This window comes from Vibrio tasmaniensis (assembly GCF_024347635.1).
Lineage (GTDB): Bacteria > Pseudomonadota > Gammaproteobacteria > Enterobacterales > Vibrionaceae > Vibrio > Vibrio tasmaniensis.
Genome location: NZ_AP025511.1, coordinates 1,307,890 through 1,330,027 on the forward strand (window position 1 = coordinate 1,307,890; position 22,138 = coordinate 1,330,027).

Annotated in this window: 3 protein-coding genes; 1 reads left to right on the forward strand and 2 read right to left on the reverse strand. The window is 46.9% G+C overall.

Annotated features, from left to right (window positions below; genetic code table 11):
- Positions 1–2: 2 nt before the first annotated feature.
- Together OCV44_RS20095 and OCV44_RS20100 are read right to left on the reverse strand one after the other, a co-directional pair.
- Entirely contained in the window at positions 3–1,352 is a 1,350-nt protein-coding gene (locus tag OCV44_RS20095) for an HlyD family type I secretion periplasmic adaptor subunit (RefSeq protein WP_086051044.1), read from the reverse strand.
- A gap of 3 nt (positions 1,353–1,355) precedes the next feature.
- A complete protein-coding gene (locus tag OCV44_RS20100; protein ID WP_139684945.1) occupies positions 1,356–1,718 on the reverse strand; it encodes a hypothetical protein in 363 nt (120 codons plus the stop codon).
- A 186-nt stretch (positions 1,719–1,904) separates the two neighbouring features.
- Here OCV44_RS20100 and OCV44_RS20105 point away from each other — a divergent pair, with 186 nt between their 5' ends.
- Positions 1,905–21,995: a tandem-95 repeat protein gene (locus OCV44_RS20105; RefSeq protein ID WP_139684946.1), complete on the forward strand. Its 20,091-nt coding sequence runs from the start codon at positions 1,905–1,907 to the stop codon at positions 21,993–21,995.
- Positions 21,996–22,138 lie beyond the last annotated feature (143 nt).

Consider the following 22,138-nt stretch of genomic DNA (forward strand, 5'->3'; position numbering starts at 1 on the left):
GATTACCTCTCATCGAATGCATCTTCGATGGCAGACATCACTGGCTTCGCTGCGTATTCGATCACACGACGCGAGCCTGTTTTCACATCGGCGGTAAATTCCATATACGGTGATAACTTGTATTGAGTGCCTCCTCGTTCAAGAAAGTTTCGGTCAATTTCAATCTCTGCTAAATAGAATTCGGCGTCCTCTTCTTCGTATGATGAACGGCTGATTGATGCGATGGTTCCCTCAACAAATCCATATTTTGCAAAGTTATAGGTGTCCATTTTTACTTTGACCGCCTGACCAATTTCAACGAAGCCCATGTCTTTACGTGGGATCTTGGCTTCACCGTGTAGAGAGTTATTGATTGGTGCAATATCAGCGATGCTCTCTCCTGGAGGTATTACCGCAGAGCGGAAGTTGAAGTGTAATTTGTCGACTACACCATCCACCGGAGAGTAGACGATTAGGCGATCAACCTTATCTGAATGTTGAGGTTGTAAGATCCGTTTTAGTTTGAGGTCTTTATTGGCCTGAATGATTTGTGCTTGGTACTCAGAGTTACGGTTCTCAACCAAATCACGGTGTTGTTTTTCCAGTTTGTCGAGTTGAAAGCGTTCGTTCATGACCGACTCATCAAGGTTCTCAATCTCTCGAACCATATTGGATTCTTGTACTTGCATATTTAACACGTCGACATAGGACGCCATCTCTTCTTTATAAAGCGTGTTTTTGATGTTGAGTTGTTTGCGAATGAGCGATAGTTGGTTCTCTGAGCTTTTACGACGCTTTAGCATTGATCCAATCAGAGAGTTTTTGTGTTTAATATCGTGAGTGATCAGCTCTTCGTTGGAGCGGTTTTTCGAGAACTCTTGCTGCCACGTATTCATGTTGACCTGAACTTGTTCTGGGTACTTTTCGATGTAAGAAGCAAAGTTTGGTTCGACCATGTCACGCAAGCTTTCATAACGAATTTTATCGAGTTCCAGCTGAATGATTTCAGTGTTCACTGTATCGAGTTGGGTGTTACGGTCGAGTGAGCGGATTCGCGCAATAGGTTGACCTTCATAAACAACTTCCCCTTTTCTAACTAACAGCTCTTCTAAAATACCGCCTTCTAGGTGCTGAACTTTCTCGACATCGGATTCCAATAGCAGTTCACCACGTACAGAAACAACAATGTCGATGCGCGCTTGTGACGCCACAGCGATAGCCACCAAAGCGAGTAGGAAGATGATGAGCAACGTCTTGTGAACGCTGGTCATCGCACTTGCGAGCACGATGGTGTCATCTGCTGTGACCTTGGAAGCCTCGTTGTTAGAAACGAGCGCTTTTCTGAGGTGATGCTCTATTTGGTTATTGCTCATGACCTACCTCGATGACTCGTCATCTACAACTTCCTTAATATCCAGCAAGTGATTAATTTGTCTATTGACGTTTTGTAGCTCAGTTTTCACATCTTCTAAAAGCTCTTCCGGAGCCGGGAACTCGTGTCTGCTTAAATGTTCTAACTTGGCCATTTTTGGCGGCAGATCTTGGTCACATAACAACGTCAAGATGGTCTTTAGTTTTTTAGAGTAGCTGTTGAGTTCGTCAAAACGATTCCCTTTATGAAGCATCTCTATGTTCATTGGTGCGTTCGAAAAATCCTTATAAAAGTCGCCTAAAAGCAATTGCAGCCCTTTGTGGTTGTTGTCGATTGAACGCAACAAGTTCGCTATGTCTATCATCATCCCACTGCCTTAATTGCTTTAATCACAATAACTAAGGATCTTTAAAGGTAGTTTTCAACTTTTTTTTGATTCTTTATGAATAAAAAGAAAAATATGAAAAAAGTTGTATAAAAACTTGGTTTTCCAAAATGGTGTCCTTTAATGCATTTAAATACGATCAGTTAGCTAGTAGCAACGGAGGCTGTAATGGCAGGCGAAAATAACCAAAATAACCAAAATGAAGATCTCAATGACGCAGTAGAACAGACGGATACGAATGACGCGGGTACGCCCTCCCAACAGCAGAATCAACAAAATCAACAGAACACGATTGCGTCGACGGTAGCGACGGGTGCTGAAAATACGGATGCAGCAGACGAAGTAAACCAAGCGTTGGAAGACAATCCAAGTGGTGCAGGTAATGCGGAAGAAGCATCGGCTTCTAGTGCGGCTGTTCAAGAAGAGACGCCAGAAAGCAATGGAGGTTCAGACGCAGCTCAATCTAATGTAGTCGGTGGTGCGGCCTCTGAAGCGGGCGCAGAGAATGCTGCTGGCAGTGGTGGCGGAGCCGGTGCTGGCGCTCAAGCCGTAGGTGGCGATAACGCAGAGTCTGCGACAGGTGGAGCAGATGCTGAAGGTAATGAAGAACAAGGCCAAGCTGCACGTACCTCAGCAGCGCCGAGTTCTACATCTTCTGAATCGGGTGAGCAACAAGTCGGTGATGACCTCGATTCACAGACAGTCGAAGAGACATTTGCCGTTGATGTTCAAGCTTCAGATGAAGAGACCATCAGTGAAGTAGAGGATGACTTTGATTCTGAAACAGTAAGCGAAACGTTCAAAATCCAAGTAGAAAGTGAAAATGATGCGCCAGAAGTAGAACAAGATCTGGCATACATCATGGATGAAGATGGCTCGATAACATTCACTCAAGAACAATTACTCGAATACGCAAGTGATGTTGATGGCGATGAACTGGTTGCTTCTAACGTTCAAGTTGGCGCAGATGCAACGGTTCAAGATAATGGTGATGGTACTTTCACGGTTGTTCCTTCTGCAGATTTTAACGGCGAACTTGATCTAACTTTTGATATCAGCGACGGCCAAGAAACTGTAAGCAGCGCAATTGATTTAACGGTTCGTCCTATTAATGACGCGCCTGTACCAGAAGATAAAACGTTTGAAATAGAAGAAGACGGCACACTCATCTTCACTGATGCAGACCTGTTAACAGGTGCTACAGACATTGAAGGCGACAACTTAACTGTTGAAGGTGTTACTTACGATGGTGGCGACGGCATTCTTACCGACAACGGTAACGGCACGTACACCTTTGCGCCAAACGAGAACTTCAATGGCGATGTAAACTTCGGTTTCGATGTGTCCGATGGTACGGATACCGTATCAGCGAACATTGATGTGAGCGTAACCGCGGTTGATGATGCACCAGTTTCTGGCGATTTAGCTTACTCAGTCGATGAAGATGGTTCGATTCGTCTAAGCCAAGAGCAACTGCTTTCTCAAGCATCTGATGTAGAAGGCGATGACCTTACAGCCAGCAGCCTAACGGTCGGCGGTGATGCAACCGTTACTCAAAACGACGATGGCAGCTTTACCATCACGCCAGATGAGAACTTCAATGGCGACATCGATATCAGCTTCGATATCTCAGATGGTAGCAACACAGTTCAAGCTTCAGCAGACCTTACGGTTAATCCAGTTAACGACCTACCAGTGCCTCAAGATCAACAATTCAGCGTTGAAGAAGATGGCACACTTATCTTCACTGACGCAGACCTATTAACAGGCGCCACCGATATTGAAGGTGACAACTTAACGGTAGAAGGTGTGACCTACGATGGTGGCGACGGCATTCTTACCGACAACGGTAATGGCACATACACCTTTGCGCCAAACGAGAACTTCAATGGCGACGTGAACTTCGGTTTTGATGTATCTGATGGTACCGATACGGTCTCTGCAAACATCGACGTAAGCGTAACAGCCGTTGATGATGCACCAGTATCTGGCGACTTAGCATACTCAGTCGACGAAGACGGCTCTATCCGTCTAAGCCAAGAGCAACTGCTTTCTCAAGCATCTGACGTGGAAGGCGATGACCTAACAGCAAGCAGCCTAACGGTTGGAGGTGATGCAACGGTTACTCAAAACGACGATGGCAGTTTCACTATCACGCCAGATGAGAACTTCAATGGCGATATCGATATCAGCTTTGATATCTCAGATGGTACCAATACGGTTCAAGCATCTGCAGACCTTACGGTTAATCCAGTAAACGACCTACCAGTTCCACAAGATCAACAGTTCAGCGTTGAAGAAGATGGAACTCTACAATTTACCGATTCAGACCTGCTTACAGGCGCAACCGATATTGAAGGTGATGATTTAACCGTTGAAGGCATCAGTTATGAAGGGACTGATGGCGTACTAACAGACCATGGTGACGGCTCATACAGCTTTGCGCCAAATGAAAACTTTAATGGTGAGGTTAATTTTAGCTTCGATGTGTCTGATGGTACCGATACCGTATCTGCAAACATTGATGTTAGCGTGACTCCAGAGAACGATCCGCCAGTTGCGGGTTCAACGTCTTACACGGTGAATGAAGACAATTCGATTACCATTTCTGATGCACAACTATTGGCAACATCTTCAGACATCGAAGGTGATGTATCGATAGACAGCGTGACTTACTCGGGTAGCGATGGTGTCCTTGAAATCAACGGTAATGGCACTTACACCTTCTCACCAAACGAGAACTTCAATGGTGAAATCGCTCTAGATGTAGTGGTTGCCGATGAAGAAGGTGCAACCGATGCGACAACTGCAGGCATCAATGTTCTTGAAGTGAACGATCCGCCAGTTGCAGGCCCAACGTCATACACCATTGATGAAGACTCAGTACTGACCTTTAATGAGTCTCAAGTATTGCTTAATGCCTCTGATGTAGAAGGGGATGTTGAGCTTGTTAGTATTAGCTACGATGGCCCTGACGGTATCTTCTCGATAAATGGCGATGGTACTTGCAGCTTCGCTCCGAATGAGAACTTTAATGGCCAAGTTCAGCTTGATGTGACCGTACGTGATGAAGACGGTGCAGAAGTTGAAACCGTCATCAATGTTGACGTATTGCCAATCAATGATGCGCCAGTATCGGGTGATTTGGCTTACAACGTTAACGAAGATGGTTCAATTACATTGAGCCAAGAGCAACTGTTATCGCAAGCGTCCGATGTTGAAGGCGAAGACCTAACCGCGAGCGACTTAACGGTAGATGGCAACGCAACAGTAACCGCCAATGATGATGGTAGCTTTACCATAGTTCCAGAAGCGAACTTCAATGGCGACATTGATATTCAATTCAACATTACTGATGGTACTGACACACTTCAAGCAACCGCCGATCTTACAGTTAATCCAGTTAATGACTTACCAGTTCCTCAAGATCAACAATTCAGCATTGAAGAAGATGGCACTCTGCAATTTACAGATGCCGATCTACTTACTGGTGCCACCGATATTGATGGCGATGACTTAACCGTTGAAGGTATTAGCTATACAGGTGGCGATGGCGTATTGACCGATCACGGTGATGGTACTTATACCTTTGCGCCAAATGAAAACTTCAATGGTGATGTGAACTTCAGTTTCGATGTGTCTGATGGTACAGAAACGGTCAGCGCTAACATTGATGTGACTGTGACGCCTGAGAACGATCCACCCGTTGCGGGTTCAACCTCGTACATGGTCAACGAAGACAACGCCATCACCATTTCTGATGAGCAATTGTTAGCAAACTCTTCTGACGTTGAAGGTGCGGTATCGGTTGATAGCGTGACCTACAGTGGCACCGATGGTGTGTTCCAAGATAATGGTGACGGCAGTTACACCTTCCTTCCTAATGAAAACTTCAGTGGCGATATCAGCCTTGATTTGATTGTTGCCGATGAAGACGGTTCGATTGATGAAACCACTGCGGGCATTACCGTTCTAGAGGTGAATGATCCACCGGTTGCGGGCCCAACGTCATACACCATTGACGAAGATTCGGTACTGACATTCAGCGAATCTCAGATTCTTGTGAATGCTTCGGATGTAGAAGGCGATGTAGAGTTAGTCGGCATTAACTACGATGGTTCAGACGGTATCTTCACTGTAAATGGTGATGGTACATGCAGCTTTGCACCCAATGAAAACTTCAATGGTCAGGTTCAACTGGGTGTGACCATTCAAGATGAAGATGGCGCAACCGTTGAAACACAGATTAACGTTGATGTATTGCCAATCAATGATGCGCCAGTATCGGGCGATTTGGCTTACACCATCAATGAAGACAGCTCCATCACGCTAAGCCAAGAGCAATTGCTAGCACGTGCCGGAGATATTGATAGCGAAAACCTAGAAGCTATTAACCTGTCGAACGACGAAAACGCGACCATCCAACAAAACGACGATGGCAGCTACACCATTACACCAGACGCAGACTACAACGGTGACCTAGACCTGAACTTCGATATCATCGATAACGATGGTGGTGAGGTTCAAGTTGGCCTAGATATCACAGTTAATCCACTGAATGACTTGCCACAAGCGCAAGATCAACAGTTCACGATTGAAGAAGACGGTACGTTACTCTTCACCGATGCTGATCTGCTTGCAGGTGCGTCGGATATTGATGGTGATGAACTGTCGATTGAAAACGTGCTCTATACAGGTGCAGACGGCGTTCTGAGTGACAATGGTGACGGCACATATAGCTTTGCACCAAACGAGAACTTCAATGGCGATGTTCAATTCTCATTCGATGTTTCTGATGGCACAGGCTCAACGGCTGCTGTTATTGATGTCAGTGTAACGCCTGAGAATGATCCACCAGTTGCGGGCTCAACGTCTTACACAGTTCAAGAAGATGGCCAAATCACCATCAGTGATGAGCAGTTATTAGCGAACTCTTCAGATGTAGAGGGTGATGTTGCTCTATCGAGCGTTACTTACGCTGGTGACGACGGTTCGTTCGTTGATAACGGTAATGGCACCTACACCTTCACGCCAAATGAAAACTTCGATGGTGATATTTCACTAGACGTAGTTGTCGTTGATGAAGACGGTGCAACCGCAACAACAACCGCTGGTATCGATGTTATTGCTGTGAATGATGGACCTGAAACTTCGGGCATTCAGGCTGAGGTAGACGAAGATAATTCAATTACCATTACTCAAGAGCAGTTACTTGCAAACGCAACCGATGTTGAAGGTGATGAGTTAACGGCAACTAACCTACAAACCAACGATCCAGATGCGACAATTGTTGCGAATGACGACGGTTCATTCACCATTACGCACACAGAAAACTTCAATGGTGAGTTGGACTTCACATACAGTATCAGTGATGGTGACAATGAAGTTCTGACAACACTCGACTTGACGGTTAACCCTGTCAACGATGCGCCGGAAGCGGGCGATGAAATCTTCATCCAAGCGCAAGAAGACCAAACAGTTGGTGTGACTCTTCGTGAAGAGCCCGCACTGCGTTTAGACCAAGCGCCAGAAAACGGCATTATTGAAGCGAATGTCAATGATGAATGGGTGGTACTGGAAGTAGGACAAGAAGTTCCTGCAGATACAGAAGTGCGCTTTGTTCCAAGTGAAGATGCTCTGGCTGAAGGCACACACACTACACAAATCGGTACGTTTGACGATAACGCGAGTGTGGATGACTGGGGTACAGAAGTTGACCCTTATACTCGTGAGTTCTCGGATGGCGACTTAACGGTAACGGTTCAAAGCAACGATGATCCACTTGGCGCTTGGAATGGCAATACACACATTGGTCATGGCCTTGGTGATACAGACCGCCAAGGGTTGAGTGGTGATGAGAAACTGACAGTTTCAGTTGAAGGCCAAGACATCAATGAAATCAGTTTCCACCTAGATGGTTTAGGTGGTTGGTTCATGGAAGAGTCACGTCACTTTACAGAAGTAGAAATCAAAGCATTCAATGAGGATGGCGACCTAATTGACTCGATGACTTACCACAAAGAAGATCGTGGTGGTTACGAGACTGATTACACGCTTACTGTTTCTGAACCTGTGTCTTACTTTGAACTTGGTACCGTGCAAGGTAACGGAACCTATGTTGTTCAAAATATGACAGTTTCTCAAACTGCTCATGATGAAGCCGTGTTCACATCGATTGGTGTAGACGGTTCTGAAATTACTGAAACGATAGAGCTGAATATCCATGCGGGTGACAACGAAATTGAGCTAACGGCTGATCTTCCTAATATCACTATCGATACAGAAGGTTCAGCACAGTTTGCTTCTGTTGTGATTACTGAAGAACAATTATTGGCTCAAGCCTCTGATATTGATGGCGACGATCTTGATATTCAAAATCTCGAGCTGGTGGGTGAAAACTCAGAGCATGCAACACTCACCGATAATGGTGATGGTACTTGGACGGTAACACCGGATGAAAACTTCCACGGTGAAATCGAACTGGGTTATCAAGTTACCGATGGGGAGCTGACAGACAGCAACATCATCAATATTAACTTCGAGTCGGTGAATGATGCACCAATCGTTTCTGGCCCGATTGTTCTGTTGACAGATGAAGATGAAGGTATCACGTTTAGTGCGGATGACTTGTTAGCGAACACCACTGATGTGGAAGGCGATACGCTGTCTATTTCTGACATCACTTATGGTGGTGATAACGGTGACTTGGTCGATAACGGCGATGGCACATTTACCTTCATGCCGAATGAAAACTTCAATGGCGAAATCGATATCGATTACAAAGTCTTTGATGGCACCGATGAAGTAGCAACACACCTAGACCTAACAGTTATACCAGTCAACGATATTCCTGTTCCAGGTGAGCCGCTACACACTCAAATGCTTGAAAACGGCTCCATAATCATCGAAGCAAAAGATCTATTGTCTGGTGCGACCGATGTTGATGGCGACATTCTTCATGTTGAAAACCTACTACTTGCAGACCCAACGCAAGGTACATTAACGGATAATGGCGATAACACGTTCACTTTCGAGCCTACAGAGAACTTCTCTGGTGAAGTGAATCTGACTTTCGATATCAGTGATGGTCAAGCAAGCGCGCCAAGCACTGCAACAGTCGACGTTGAGATCGTCAACGAAGGCCCAGAGGTTAGTGGCCCAATTGAAGCCGCTGTTGATGAAGATGGTTCAATCACTATTACTCAAGAGGATCTGTTATCGAATGCAACCGATGTTGATGGTGATAACCTTGAAGCCGTTAACTTAGCAACCAACGATCCAAATGCGGTTATCGTAGAAAACTCGGACGGTAGCTTCACGATTACACCAAGTGAAGATTTCTTTGGTGAGATTGAATTTACTTACGATGTCACTGACGCAATCGAAACTGTTGCAGCTGACCTCAATCTAACCGTAAATCCAGTCAATGACGCGCCAGACGTTCCAGACATGTCTTTCACTACGGAAGATGGTCAAGCGATCACTATTACCGAAGCTGAGTTATTAGCACAAGCGACAGACGTTGAAGGCGATGACCTGTCAGTTATGAATGTGACGAGTGCAAGCGACACGGTAGAAGTAACAGACAATGGCGATGGAACATACACATTAACGCCAGAGCAGGGCTTCTTCGGCAATGTAGACTTAACGTTTGATGTGAGTGACGGCACCGACGTGGTGGCTGCAAACATCGACCTAAAAGTTGAGTTCGTCAACGATGCACCAGAAGCGACTCCGATGGTTGCGGATGTCGACGAAGATGGATCAATCCTCGTTACACAAGAAATGCTATTAGAAAACGCGAGTGATCAAGATGGCGATGAGTTGTTTGCTACTTCGCTCGAAACCAACGATCCAAATGCCAGCATTGTAGACAATGGTGATGGTACTTACACAGTAACACCTTCTGAAAACTTCAACGGTGATATTGCATTTACTTATGAGGTAAGTGACGGAGAGCTAAGCACACCTAATGACATGACATTGACCGTTAATCCGGTGAATGACATTCCAATTGTTGCTCCAGGTATGTATCACATTGAAGAGGATGGCAGCATTCTCTTCACTCAAGAAGATCTGTTGAGTGGTGCGATTGATATTGATGGTGATGACTTAAGCGTTACCAGTATCAATTATTCTGGCGATGAAGGCACAGTCACCGATAACGGCGATGGCACGTTCAGCTTCGTTCCTGAAGAGCACTTTAGTGGTGACCTACAGTTCAGTTTTACGGTTACCGACGGAACTGACGAGGTAGAGAAAGACCTTAACGTTCATATTGAAGCGGTCGCGGATGCGCCAGATCTTGTGATTACCGATGGCGACGGCGTTAACGTTGATGATGAAGCTATTTTGGTTGAGCCTGGCGGCATTGTTGAACTGAACATTGCAGCGGCGCTTGTCGACCAAGATCTATCAGAAACACTGACTGTAACGGTTGATGGTGTGCCGGAAGGTTCTGTCATCCAATACGATAACGAAGGCGTTCTGAATGACCAAGATAACGGTATCACCAGTTACAACGATACTGAAATCACTGTAACGTTTGAAGGTGAAACCGCAGGTTACCAAAACACCGCGGGTTACTACAAAGTTGACGAAGACGGTAACATCACGGGTGTTGAAGTCGTTTATGAAAACGCATCACAAGTTGATGGCGGTGGTGACCTTGTTCCTGGGCAAGATCAATTCAGCTTCCAAGTTGCAGAAGGTGAAAGCTTCAACCTGTTCTTGATTCCAAACGGACATCAGCACAACGACTTTGACACAATGCAAGACGGTCAGTATGAGTTCCGTGCTGAGGATGGTTCGCCTGCAAGCATGGATACGGTTGATCCTCAACTTGTGTTTGTTGCTGCCGATGGCACCGAAACAGTGATTCAAGGCCAGAATGGTGACGCGATCTTCCATGGTGGTTCAAGCTCTCAGCTAAACCAAGATGGTATCGAACACACTCGTACGACGGTTAATGAAGACGGCGAGCTGGTTTACGGCTTTGAAGATTTGTATGGCGGTGGTGACGCTGATTACACGGACTTCAACTTCACAATCGATGTGGGTGAAGTGAACAGCCAAATCTACAGCGGTGAAGTGACGGTTGGCCCTGATGGTACGGTGAACTTACCAACAACCGCAATCGAAAATGCTCTACAAATCCAGTTACCAGAAGACTTCAACGAGCAGCTTGAAGTTCATGTAACCGCAACCGCAACAGAGCTATCGAATGATGATTCTGAAACGGTCTCTCAAACCATCTACATTAACGCGACAGGCGCACACGTCGAGCATGCTCCTGAAGCACAGCCTGTTGCAGCAACAGTAGAAGAAGATGGTTCGATCACCATTACGCAAGAAGACTTGTTAGTTAATGCTCGCGATTTAGATGGCGACCAGCTGACCGCTCTGAATTTAGCAACCGATGATGAGAGCGTTACGATTACCGATAACGGTGATGGTACGTACACATTAACGCCAGATGCTGATTTCAACGGTGATGTTAGCTTTACGTTTGATGTTTCTGATGGTGATGATGTTGTCTCTACCAACCTTGAGCTAACCGTTTCACCAGTGAATGACGGTCCAGAAGCACAAGACCAAGCGTTCACCGTCAATGAAGATGGTGTATTAACCTTCACAGACCAAGATCTATTAACGGGTGCTACGGACATTGAAGGGGACGACCTAAGCGTCGAAGGCGTTACTTACACAGGTGCCGACGGTGTCCTAACCGATAATGGCGATGGCACATATAGCTTTGCGCCAAACGAGAACTTCAATGGTGACGTGAACTTCAGTTTTGATGTGTCAGATGGTACGGACACGGTTCAAGCCAACATTGATGTGAGCGTAACGCCAGAGAACGATCCACCAGTGGCAGGTAGCACGTCTTACACAGTTCATGAAGACAACTCCATCACGATCAGCAATGAGCAGCTGTTAGCAAACTCTTCAGATATTGAAGGGGAAGTCGCGATTGATAGCGTGACCTACAGTGGTAGTGACGGTGTTCTCGAAATCAACGGTAACGGCACATACACCTTCTCTCCAAACGAGAACTTCAATGGCGAAGTTAGCCTCGATGTGGTTGTTGTGGATGAAGATGATGCAGCCGTATCGACTAGTGCAGGCATTACGGTTCTAGAAGTGAACGATCCGCCAGTTGCTGGCTCAACGTCATACACTATCGATGAAGACTCGGTACTGACCTTTAATGAGTCTCAAGTTCTGCTGAATGCCTCTGATATTGAAGGTGACGTACAACTCGTTGAGATCAACTACGACGGCCCTGACGGAATCTTCTCAATCAATGGTGATGGCACATGTAGCTTCGCACCGAATGAAAACTTCAACGGCCAAGTACAGCTGGATGTGACCATTCAAGATGAAGACGGTGCGCAAGTTGATACTTTTATTACGGTTGATGTATTACCAATCAACGATGTACCAGTATCCGGAGACCTAGCGTACAGCGTCGATGAAGATGGTTCGATTACCATCAGCCAAGAGCAGCTTCTGGCTCAAGCAAGTGATGTTGAAGGAGACGACCTTACTGCTTCTAACTTGATTGTTGATGGAGATGCGACTGTCACTGCAAACGATGACGGCAGCTTTACCATTATGCCAGATGCGAACTTCAATGGTGACATTGACCTAACGTTCGACATTAATGACGGTGCAGATACGCTTGTTGCGACAGCTGACCTAACTGTTAATCCAGTTAATGACCTTCCACAACCTCAAGATCAAACGTTCAGTATTGGCGAAGACGGCGTCTTGAACTTCACTGATGAAGACTTACTGACAGGTGCGACTGACATTGATGGGGATGACCTATCGGTTGAAGGCGTCACTTACACAGGTGCCGACGGTGTTCTTACTGATAATGGTGACGGAAGCTACAGCTTTGCGCCAAACGAAAACTTCAATGGTGATGTGAACTTCAGTTTTGATGTGTCAGATGGCACAGATACGGTTCAAGCCAACATTGATGTCAGCGTAACGCCAGAGAATGATCCACCTGTTGCAGGCAGCACGTCTTACACGGTTCATGAAGACAACTCAATCACCATCAGCAATGAGCAGCTGTTAGCAAACTCTTCAGATATTGAAGGTGAAGTGGCGATTGATAGCGTGGCTTACAGCGGTGCCGATGGTGTATTTGAAGACAACGGTAACGGCACTTATACCTTCTCGCCAAACGAGAACTTCAATGGCGAAGTTAGCCTAGATGTTGTTGTGACCGATGAAGACGGTGCAACTGAAGCGACCACCGCCGGAATAACGGTTCTTGAGGTTAACGATCCACCAATCGCGGGTTCAACCAGTTACTCAGTCAACGAAGACGAAGTTATCACCATCAGTTCAGAGCAACTGTTGGCGAACGCTTCTGATATCGAAGGTGAAGTGGCGATTGATAGCGTTAACTACACCGGCTCAGATGGTATCTTTACCGACAATGGCGATGGCACATTCAGCTTCGCACCAAACGCTAACTTCGACGGTGATGTCAGCCTTGATGTAGTTGTCACTGATGAAGATGGCGCAACTGTAGCGACCAGCGCAAGCATTGATGTTCTGCCTGTTAACGATGCTCCGGTATCGGGTGACTTGGCATACAGCGTTGATGAAGATGGTTCAATCACAATCAGCCAAGAGCAATTACTTGCTCAAGCCAGCGATGTTGATGGCGATGACTTAACAGCGGCTAACCTAACCGTTGGTGGTGATGCGAGCGTCACTGCAAACGATGACGGTAGTTTCACTATCACGCCAGATGCGAACTTCAATGGCGACATTGATTTGAACTTCGACATTACCGATGGTGATGCGACGATTCAAGCAACGGCAGACCTAACGGTTAACCCAGTTAATGACTTGCCAACAGTCGGTGAGCCACAATTTGTGACTCAAGAAGACACCAGCTTTACCTTCACAGAAGAGCAACTGCTGCAAAATGCGGGCGACATTGATGGCGATAACTTATCGGTTGAAAATGTTGCTTCAGATAGCGGTACTTTGGTTGATAACGGCGACGGTACTTACACATTCGCACCGAATGAAAACTTCGATGGCAATGTGAATGTGACGTTCGATGTGAATGACGGTACGGCAACGGTACCTGCAGAAGCGACGATTGATGTTCAATCTGTGGCTGATATGCCAGAGCTGTCGATTGCGTCTGACTTGGTCATTGCTTCTGATAACTTCGAGTCCGGCTCGAATGGTTGGAATACGGGCACAGAAAGCTCACAAGGCTTCGAATCGGGTGACATGCTAGGTCGTATCGGTGGCACGGGCGGCGATGAAGCGGTAATTAAAACTTACGATATTCCAAGTGATGTGAGCGAAGTTAATATCTCGTTCAGCTTCTACGAAATCGACTCTTGGGATGGTGAGTCCTTCCAAATCTTTGTTGGCGGTGAAGAGCTGACTACATTAGATAATTCAGCGTTCCAGACTCAAGACGGCACAACAACACTGTATGACTCAGCTGGCAATGAAGTGGGTGAGGTCGTCCACGGCCTGTCGCAAGGTGAAGGCTTCAGTGGTTGGAACGACCAAGCACACCAAATCAACCTAACGGTACCAGTCGAAGATGGCCAACTTGAGTTAGGCTTCGGTTCAACCTTGAACCAAGGTGTGAGTGATGAGTCGTTTGGCATCGATAACATTGAAATCACAGTGTCGGATGCGGATTACCAAATTATTGGTACCGAAGATACGCCAGTACCACTGGATATTGATGCGGCGTTAACCGATACCGATGGCTCAGAAAACCTCGCTATCTTGATTGAAGATGTACCAGAGGGAAGTTCGCTTTCTGCAGGTACCGACAACGGCGATGGCACGTGGTCTCTACAGCCAGAAGAACTTGCAGGGCTAGAGTTTATCCCTTCAGGTGATTTCAATGGTGATGTGGTACTAACGGTCAATGCGACATCAACGGATGTTGATACAGGAACAACCGCAACGGCAACGCAAGATGTGACGATTCATATCTCGCCAGCGAATGATGCGCCAGAAGTTGATGGTGATATCAGTGCCGTTACGGCCGAAGACAACAGCATCACGCTAACTCAAGAGCAGTTGCTAGAGCACGCTGTCGACATTGATGGTGATGACCTATCAGCAATCAACCTAACCACTAATGACGAAAATGCGACCGTTGAAATGAACGACGATGGCAGCTTCACCATTACTCCGAGTGAAAACTTCAACGGTAATATCGAATTTAGTTACGATGTCACCGATGGGGAAGAGATGGTCGCTGCTGGCCTAGACTTGACGGTAACACCAGTCAATGACGCGCCAGAGCCACAAGACCAAGCATTCACTATTGGTGAAGATGGGGTTCTTAACTTTACTGACGCTGACCTGTTAACCGGTGCAACGGATGTTGAAGGTGATGACCTGGCGGTAGAAGATGTGACATACACGGGTGCCGACGGTGTTCTTACTGACAATGGCGACGGAAGCTATAGCTTTGCGCCAAACGAAAACTTCAATGGTGATGTGAACTTCAGTTTTGATGTGTCAGATGGCACAGATACGGTTCAAGCCAACATTGATGTGAGTGTGACGCCAGAGAACGATCCACCAGTGGCGGGCAGCACGTCTTACACTGTGCATGAAGACAACTCAATCACGATCAGTAACGAACAGCTACTAGCCAACTCTTCAGATATTGAAGGTGAAGTGGCGATTGATAGCGTGGCTTACAGCGGTAGCGATGGTGTATTCGAAGACAACGGTAACGGCACTTATACCTTCTCTCCAAACGAGAACTTCAATGGCGAAGTTAGCCTTGATGTTGTTGTGACCGATGAAGACGGTGCAACTGAAGCTACCACCGCAGGAATAACGGTACTTGAGGTGAATGATCCACCAATCGCGGGTTCAACCAGTTACTCAGTCAACGAAGACGAAGTTATCACCATCAGTTCAGATCAACTGTTGGCGAACGCTTCTGATATCGAAGGTGAAGTGGCGATTGATAGCGTTAACTACACAGGCGCTGACGGTATCTTTACTGACAACGGTAACGGCACATTCAGCTTCGCGCCGAACGCAAACTTCGACGGAGATGTTAGCCTTGATGTGGTTGTCACTGATGAAGATGGTGCAACGACGGCCACGACGGCAAGCATTGATGTTCTTCCAATTAACGATCCACCAGTATCGGGTGACTTGGCATACAGCATTGATGAAGATGGTTCTATTACTCTGACTCAAGAGCAGTTGCTATCTCAAGCATCTGATGTGGATGGCGATGACCTGACCGCAAGCAACCTAAGCGCAGGCGATAATGCATCCGTTGTTGATAATGGCGATGGCACCTTTACTGTAACGCCAGATGCTGACTTCAACGGTAATATCGACCTAAGCTTTGACATCTCTGATGGTACAGAATCGATTGTGGCGAACGCCGATCTAACGGTTAACCCAATCAATGACCTACCAACCAGCGACGATGTTTATGCGAACGTTGATGAAGACAACATCATCACGATCACGCAGGAGCAGCTACTTGCGAATGCCGCTGATATTGAGGGCGATGACCTTGTCGCTTCCGACTTAACCTTAGTGGGTGACGATGCAACGATTGTCGACAATGGCGACGGTACGTTCTCAATCACTCCAAGCGAAAATTTCAATGGCTACATCGATGTGGCCTACAGCATCAGCGATGGCGACACACCAATTGCTGCTAATTTAGGCTTGACCGTTGACCCAGTTAACGACGCGCCAATTGTTTCTGCTGATGTGGCAATAACCATTGAAGAGGACGGCTCGTACACCATCACTCAAGAAGAACTCCTACAATTCGCGACTGACATCGAAGACGATGACATGACCGCAATTATCGGAGAGCAGGGCGATGAAACGACGGTTACTGGTACTGTGTTGGATGCTGAAACGGGTAGCCCAGTCGTTGGTGCAGACGTCACAATGACCGATAACGCCGGTCACTCATACACCACTGTGACAGACCAATCTGGTCACTACTCTGTGAGTGGTCCAGTTGTTGACCAAGGTACCGTAACTATTGAACAAGAAGGCTCTATTACCAGCAGTTTCCTTGTACCAGCAGGTGAAGATACCAATGGTGGCGTGACCGCGATATCTGAAGTGCTTGAAGAAACAGATATGCGTATCGTGGTCACATGGGGTGAAAGCCCACGAGATATGGACAACCACCTATGGCTCTACGATACAGAGAATGGCAATGAGCTAGACCATATCTACTACCGCGATATGAGCCACGACCTCGGTGAAGGTAATGTCGTTCAACAAGATGTTGATGACACAAATGGTGGCGGCCCTGAAACCATCACCATTCCAAACTACCAAGATGCGGACATGCACTATTCAGTACACAACTACACCAGCAGAAGTTGGGATGTAGATGGTGTTGAAGATGTACAAGTTCAGGTATTTGTTGGCGATATATTGGTTGAAACCTTTAGCCCTGATTTATCTGAAAACCCATCGGGTGACCACTGGCATGTATTCGATATCGTGAACGGCGTTATTGTTCCAAGCCAAGATGTAGGCACTCAAAATGCGTTCGACTTGCCAACGGCAGAAGAAGCGCTCGCGAATGAAAACGGCATTGATATCTCTGAATTGCTAACCGGCGATGAAAGTGATGATTCTGGTGATACGGGAGGTAACGAACCAAGTGTTGGAGATGTTTCAATTGAAAACGCTCTTATCACGGACAATGGTGATGGTACTTACACCATTACACCGGAAGAGAACTTCAATGGTGAATTCTCGATTAGCTACAACGTGGACGATGGTAACGGCGGGGTTACTCCAGCGGAACTAGACGTGACCGTAACAGCAGTTAACGACCTTTCGGTTATTTACGACCACGACTACACCATTAATGAAGATGGCTCGCTGACCTTTACCGATGAACAACTATTGGCTGGTGCAACAGACATCGACGGTGATGACCTTTCTGTTGAATCTGTTAACTACGAAGGCACAGACGGTGTGTTCACGGATAACGGGGATGGTACATACACCTTCGCTCCAAACGAGAACTTCAATGGCAGCGTCGACCTAACTTACGATGTCAGCGATGGCACTGATGTTGTATCGGCGAACATTGATGTTCTAGTGGTTCCAATCAATGACGTACCGGTAGCAGGTTCTACAACTTACAGCGTTGAAGAAGACGGCAGCATTACCCTAAGTGATGCACAACTTCTGGCGAATAGCTCGGATGTTGAAGGGGAAGTGTTTGTCAGCGATGTCAGCTACAGCGGCACCGATGGTGTGTTCACTGATAATGGTGATGGTACTTACACCTTTGCTCCAAACGAAAACTTTAACGGTGATATCAGTCTTGATGTCTCTGTGATGGATGAAGATGGCGCAACAGCTGAAACAACCGCAGGTATCGATGTTATCGCCGTTAATGACCTACCGGTTGCAGGCTCAACGGCCTACAGCGTTGATGAAGATAACGTTATCACGATTTCTGATGCTCAGCTTCTTGCGAATAGCTCAGATATCGAAGGTGATGTATCTGTTAGCGACGTTTCCTACTCTGGCGCAGACGGTATCTTCACTGACAATGGTGATGGCACTTACAGCTTCGCACCAAACGAAAACTTCAACGGCAATGTTAGCCTAGATGTAACTGTTGCAGATGAAGACGGTGCAACTGCTCAAACGACCGCGGGTATTGATGTTATCGCAGTCAACGACGCACCAGTATCAGGTGACTTGGCTTACTCAGTCGATGAAGATGGTTCAATCACGCTAAGCCAAGAACAATTGCTTGCTCAAGCATCGGATGTGGACGGCGATGACCTTACCGCTGCGAACCTAACCGCAGGTGATAACGCGACGGTAACGGCGAACGATGATGGCTCATTTACTATTACACCGGATCCGGACTTCAATGGCGACATTGACCTAAGCTTCGATGTCTCAGATGGCCTTGAAACAGTTCAAGCTGGCGTTGACCTAACGGTTAACCCAGTCAATGACTTACCAACGGCTGCTGACCAAAGCTTTACCGTTGAGGAAGATGGTACGTTAATCTTCACTGACGCTGACCTATTAGCAGGCGCTGCGGATATTGATGGTGATGACCTGTCTATCGCGGATGTGTCTTACACTGGCGCAGAGGGTGTGTTCACCGACAATGGCGATGGCACTTACACCTTTGCTCCGAACGAGAACTTCAATGGCGATGTAAATCTTGGCTTCACAGTGTCTGATGGCACTGAGACGGTTGATGCAAACATCGACGTAACGGTAACAGACGTTAACGATGCTCCAGTGGCAGGCGCAACGTCTTACCAAATGAACGAAGATGGCACCATAACAATCAGCCCTGAACAGCTAATTGCTAATAGCTCCGATGTGGTCGGTGAAGTGTCGCTTGAAAGCGTGACTTATTCAGGCTCTGACGGCTCCTTGGTTCAAAACGATAATGGGTCTGTGACCTTCACGCCAAACGAGAACTTTAATGGTGATATCAGCCTAGATGTGGTCGTGACCGATGATGACGGTGCAACTGCAACAACAACGGCAGGAATCGAAGTTCTGGCTGTGAACGATGGGCCAGAATCTGAGGAAGTGGAACTAACCACAGCCGAAGACAGCACCATTCTTATCACACAAGATATGTTGTTAGCTCAAGCTACCGACATCGATAACACCGCAGACGAGCTGTCAGCTTCTGGTCTACAAATCGATCCTAGCTTGGGTGAGTTGTTAGACAACGAAGATGGTACTTGGTCATTTACGCCAAACGAAAATTTCAATGGCGATGTGCCAATGACATTTAACGTTAGCGATGGCCAAGAGACAATTTCAGTCGACGGTAACATTGATGTTACGCCAGTGAATGATGCACCTGAAGCACCAATGATTGAGATGCAAGGTGAAGAAGATGTGGTCATGGTGATTGACCCAGCCTACATCGCGGATCAAGTCACAGACCTTGATGGCGACGAGATCAGCATCGAAAGCATCACGGTTCGTGCTCCAGCGAATGCGACCTTAACTCAGCAACCAGACGGCATGTATCACTTAGTGACTACGCAAGACTTCAATGGCTTGGTAGAACTAGGTTATCAGGCAACTGATGGTGAAGAAGTGGTTGATGGCTCGCTGAATGTGGATGTCATTCCGGTTAACGACGCACCATTTAACGTCGGTAACGCAATGATGACCACAGACGAAGATGGCGCGTTCACCTTCGATGCTGGCGACTTGATGAACTTGTTCGGTGACATTGATACCGCTGACCTTGTTGTTTCTCGCATTATCACCGCAGACGGTGAAGATGGTGGGGAAGTAACGGACAACGGTGATGGTACTTGGACATTCACACCAACAGGCGATTTTGCAGGAGTTTCTGACCTACAAGTTGTCGTGAGTGACGGTGAGTTTGAAACGGTTCTCGATGTTCCTGTATACGTACGTCCTGTCGCTGATGGCGCGGTTATTTCAACTGACCATGACGGTCCATTGGTGTTCGGTGAAGATGAAACTGGCCACCTAGGGCTGAATGTTGGCTTAGTCGATGATTCAGAAACGCTAAGTAACTTGGTGATGACAGGTTTCCCTGTTGGATTTGAGGTAACGGATGGCGTGAATACCGTGATGATCACCGAGCCGGGTCAATACATCGACCTGTTCGACTGGGATATCTCTAATATTCAAATGACGCCTCCTGAAGACTTCCATGGTGAGTTCTTCGTAACCGTAAGCGCAACAACGGTTGATTACGGAGATGAGCCGGAAGCGTTTGAAGATGGCATCGATTCTGGTGATTTCGAAACCGTAGCGGGTGATGCCATCATCCTAACGGCGGACGACCTAATCGGTTTGGCTGAGAATGTGGATGCTGAGAGCGACGATGAAGTGAAACTGGTTCATCTTGCCGACCGTAGCCAAGGTGAGATTGTCGATAATGGCGATGGCACCTGGACGTTCACACCAGCACCAGGCTTTACTGGCGAAGCCGATATTGCTTACGTGGTGGACAAAGATGGCGTACTTCATGATGAGCAAACTGGCGTAGTTGTGAAAGAAGGCGACTCGCAAGAGAATGCAGCACCTGAAGTTAACAGCATCACGACGACGGAAATCGCAGCGGATGCAACCTTGTCGTTCACTGATGAAGACATGTTATCGAACCTGAGCGATGCAGAAGGCGATAGCTTAAGTATTGAGTCTGTAAGCTTGATGGAAGGTCAGGGCGTAATTGAGAGCGATAACCAAGGTAACTATCAATTCACTCCTGCTGAAGACTACACTGGCGATGTTCAAGTTGGGTTTATCGCGACCGATGGCGAAAATCGCATCGAAAGCTTCTTCAATGTGGATATCCAAGGTGGTGATGAAGCAGTGGCGAGTGAAGGTTACGCCTTAGCTGATGATGGTTCACTAACTATCACCGAGTCACAGCTGGTGGATGAGTTAGGCGTGAGTGATTCTGCACAAGTTGTAGATGTTGCAGACGCGAACGATGCTGGCTTTTTTGCTGAATCTGGCGAAGGTGAGTGGACCTACTGGCCAAACGAAGACTTCGATGGCAACTTAGCGATGAATGTTGAAGTCAACGACGGCGGTGAAGTATCAAGCCACAGTTTAAGCATCCAAGTAGCCGATGATTCAGTACAAAGTGATGAACCACAAGTTCAAGCAGCTCAAGCAACAGAAGAGCAGCCAGTGGAAGTGGCTCAACAAGCTGATGACCAAGCTCAAGATACTGATGCTGAAACGGAAGACAGCGCTGCTGATGTAACTGCGGCACCTGGCGATACTATCTCTATCTCGATTCCAGATGAGGTGAGTGGTAACGAATCAGTTGATTATGCGGAAATGTCTGGCTTACCTGAAGGCGCTACTGTGAGCAACGCACTGGATAACGGTGATGGTAGCTTCACAATCAGTGGCAACCTAGATCAGCCTGTATCCGTTGAACTTCCAGAAGGGTACGAAGGTACTAGCGAGGTTCAATTCCAAGGTTACGATGATTTGGGTAGTTCAATAGATGGTGCGAGCGGTTCTGTTGAAGTTGAGGTCGATGATCAATACACCATGCAAGGTTCTACGCAAGAGCAGCAACCGGACATGGCGGGTATGGAATCTGGTGGCAGCGACTGGACAAGTTCAGGTGGTCAAGATCAAGGTGTTGACTTCACGGACGACTCTGGAAGCTTCGATTCAGATTCTCAAACTGGCACTGATCAAGGCAACGACTTCGATCAAAGCTCGATTTAATCGAGAGGGCTTGGTTTTAGTCTGAACCGACATTTAGTCTAAACCAACAAGAAGATAGGGCAGTGTAAAGCTGCCCTCATCAAAGCCATGTAGTGTCATTGATGCATGGCTTTTTTATTGTTTGTTGTTCTAAATAATATTGT

Excerpts from the sequence above, each read along its gene's own strand:
- OCV44_RS20100 (WP_139684945.1), bottom strand. The coding sequence starts at position 1,718 with ATGATGATAGACATAGCGAACTTGTTGCGTTCAATCGACAACAACCAC.
- OCV44_RS20095 (WP_086051044.1), bottom strand. The coding sequence starts at position 1,352 with ATGAGCAATAACCAAATAGAGCATCACCTCAGAAAAGCGCTCGTTTCT.
- OCV44_RS20105 (WP_139684946.1), top strand. The coding sequence starts at position 1,905 with ATGGCAGGCGAAAATAACCAAAATAACCAAAATGAAGATCTCAATGAC.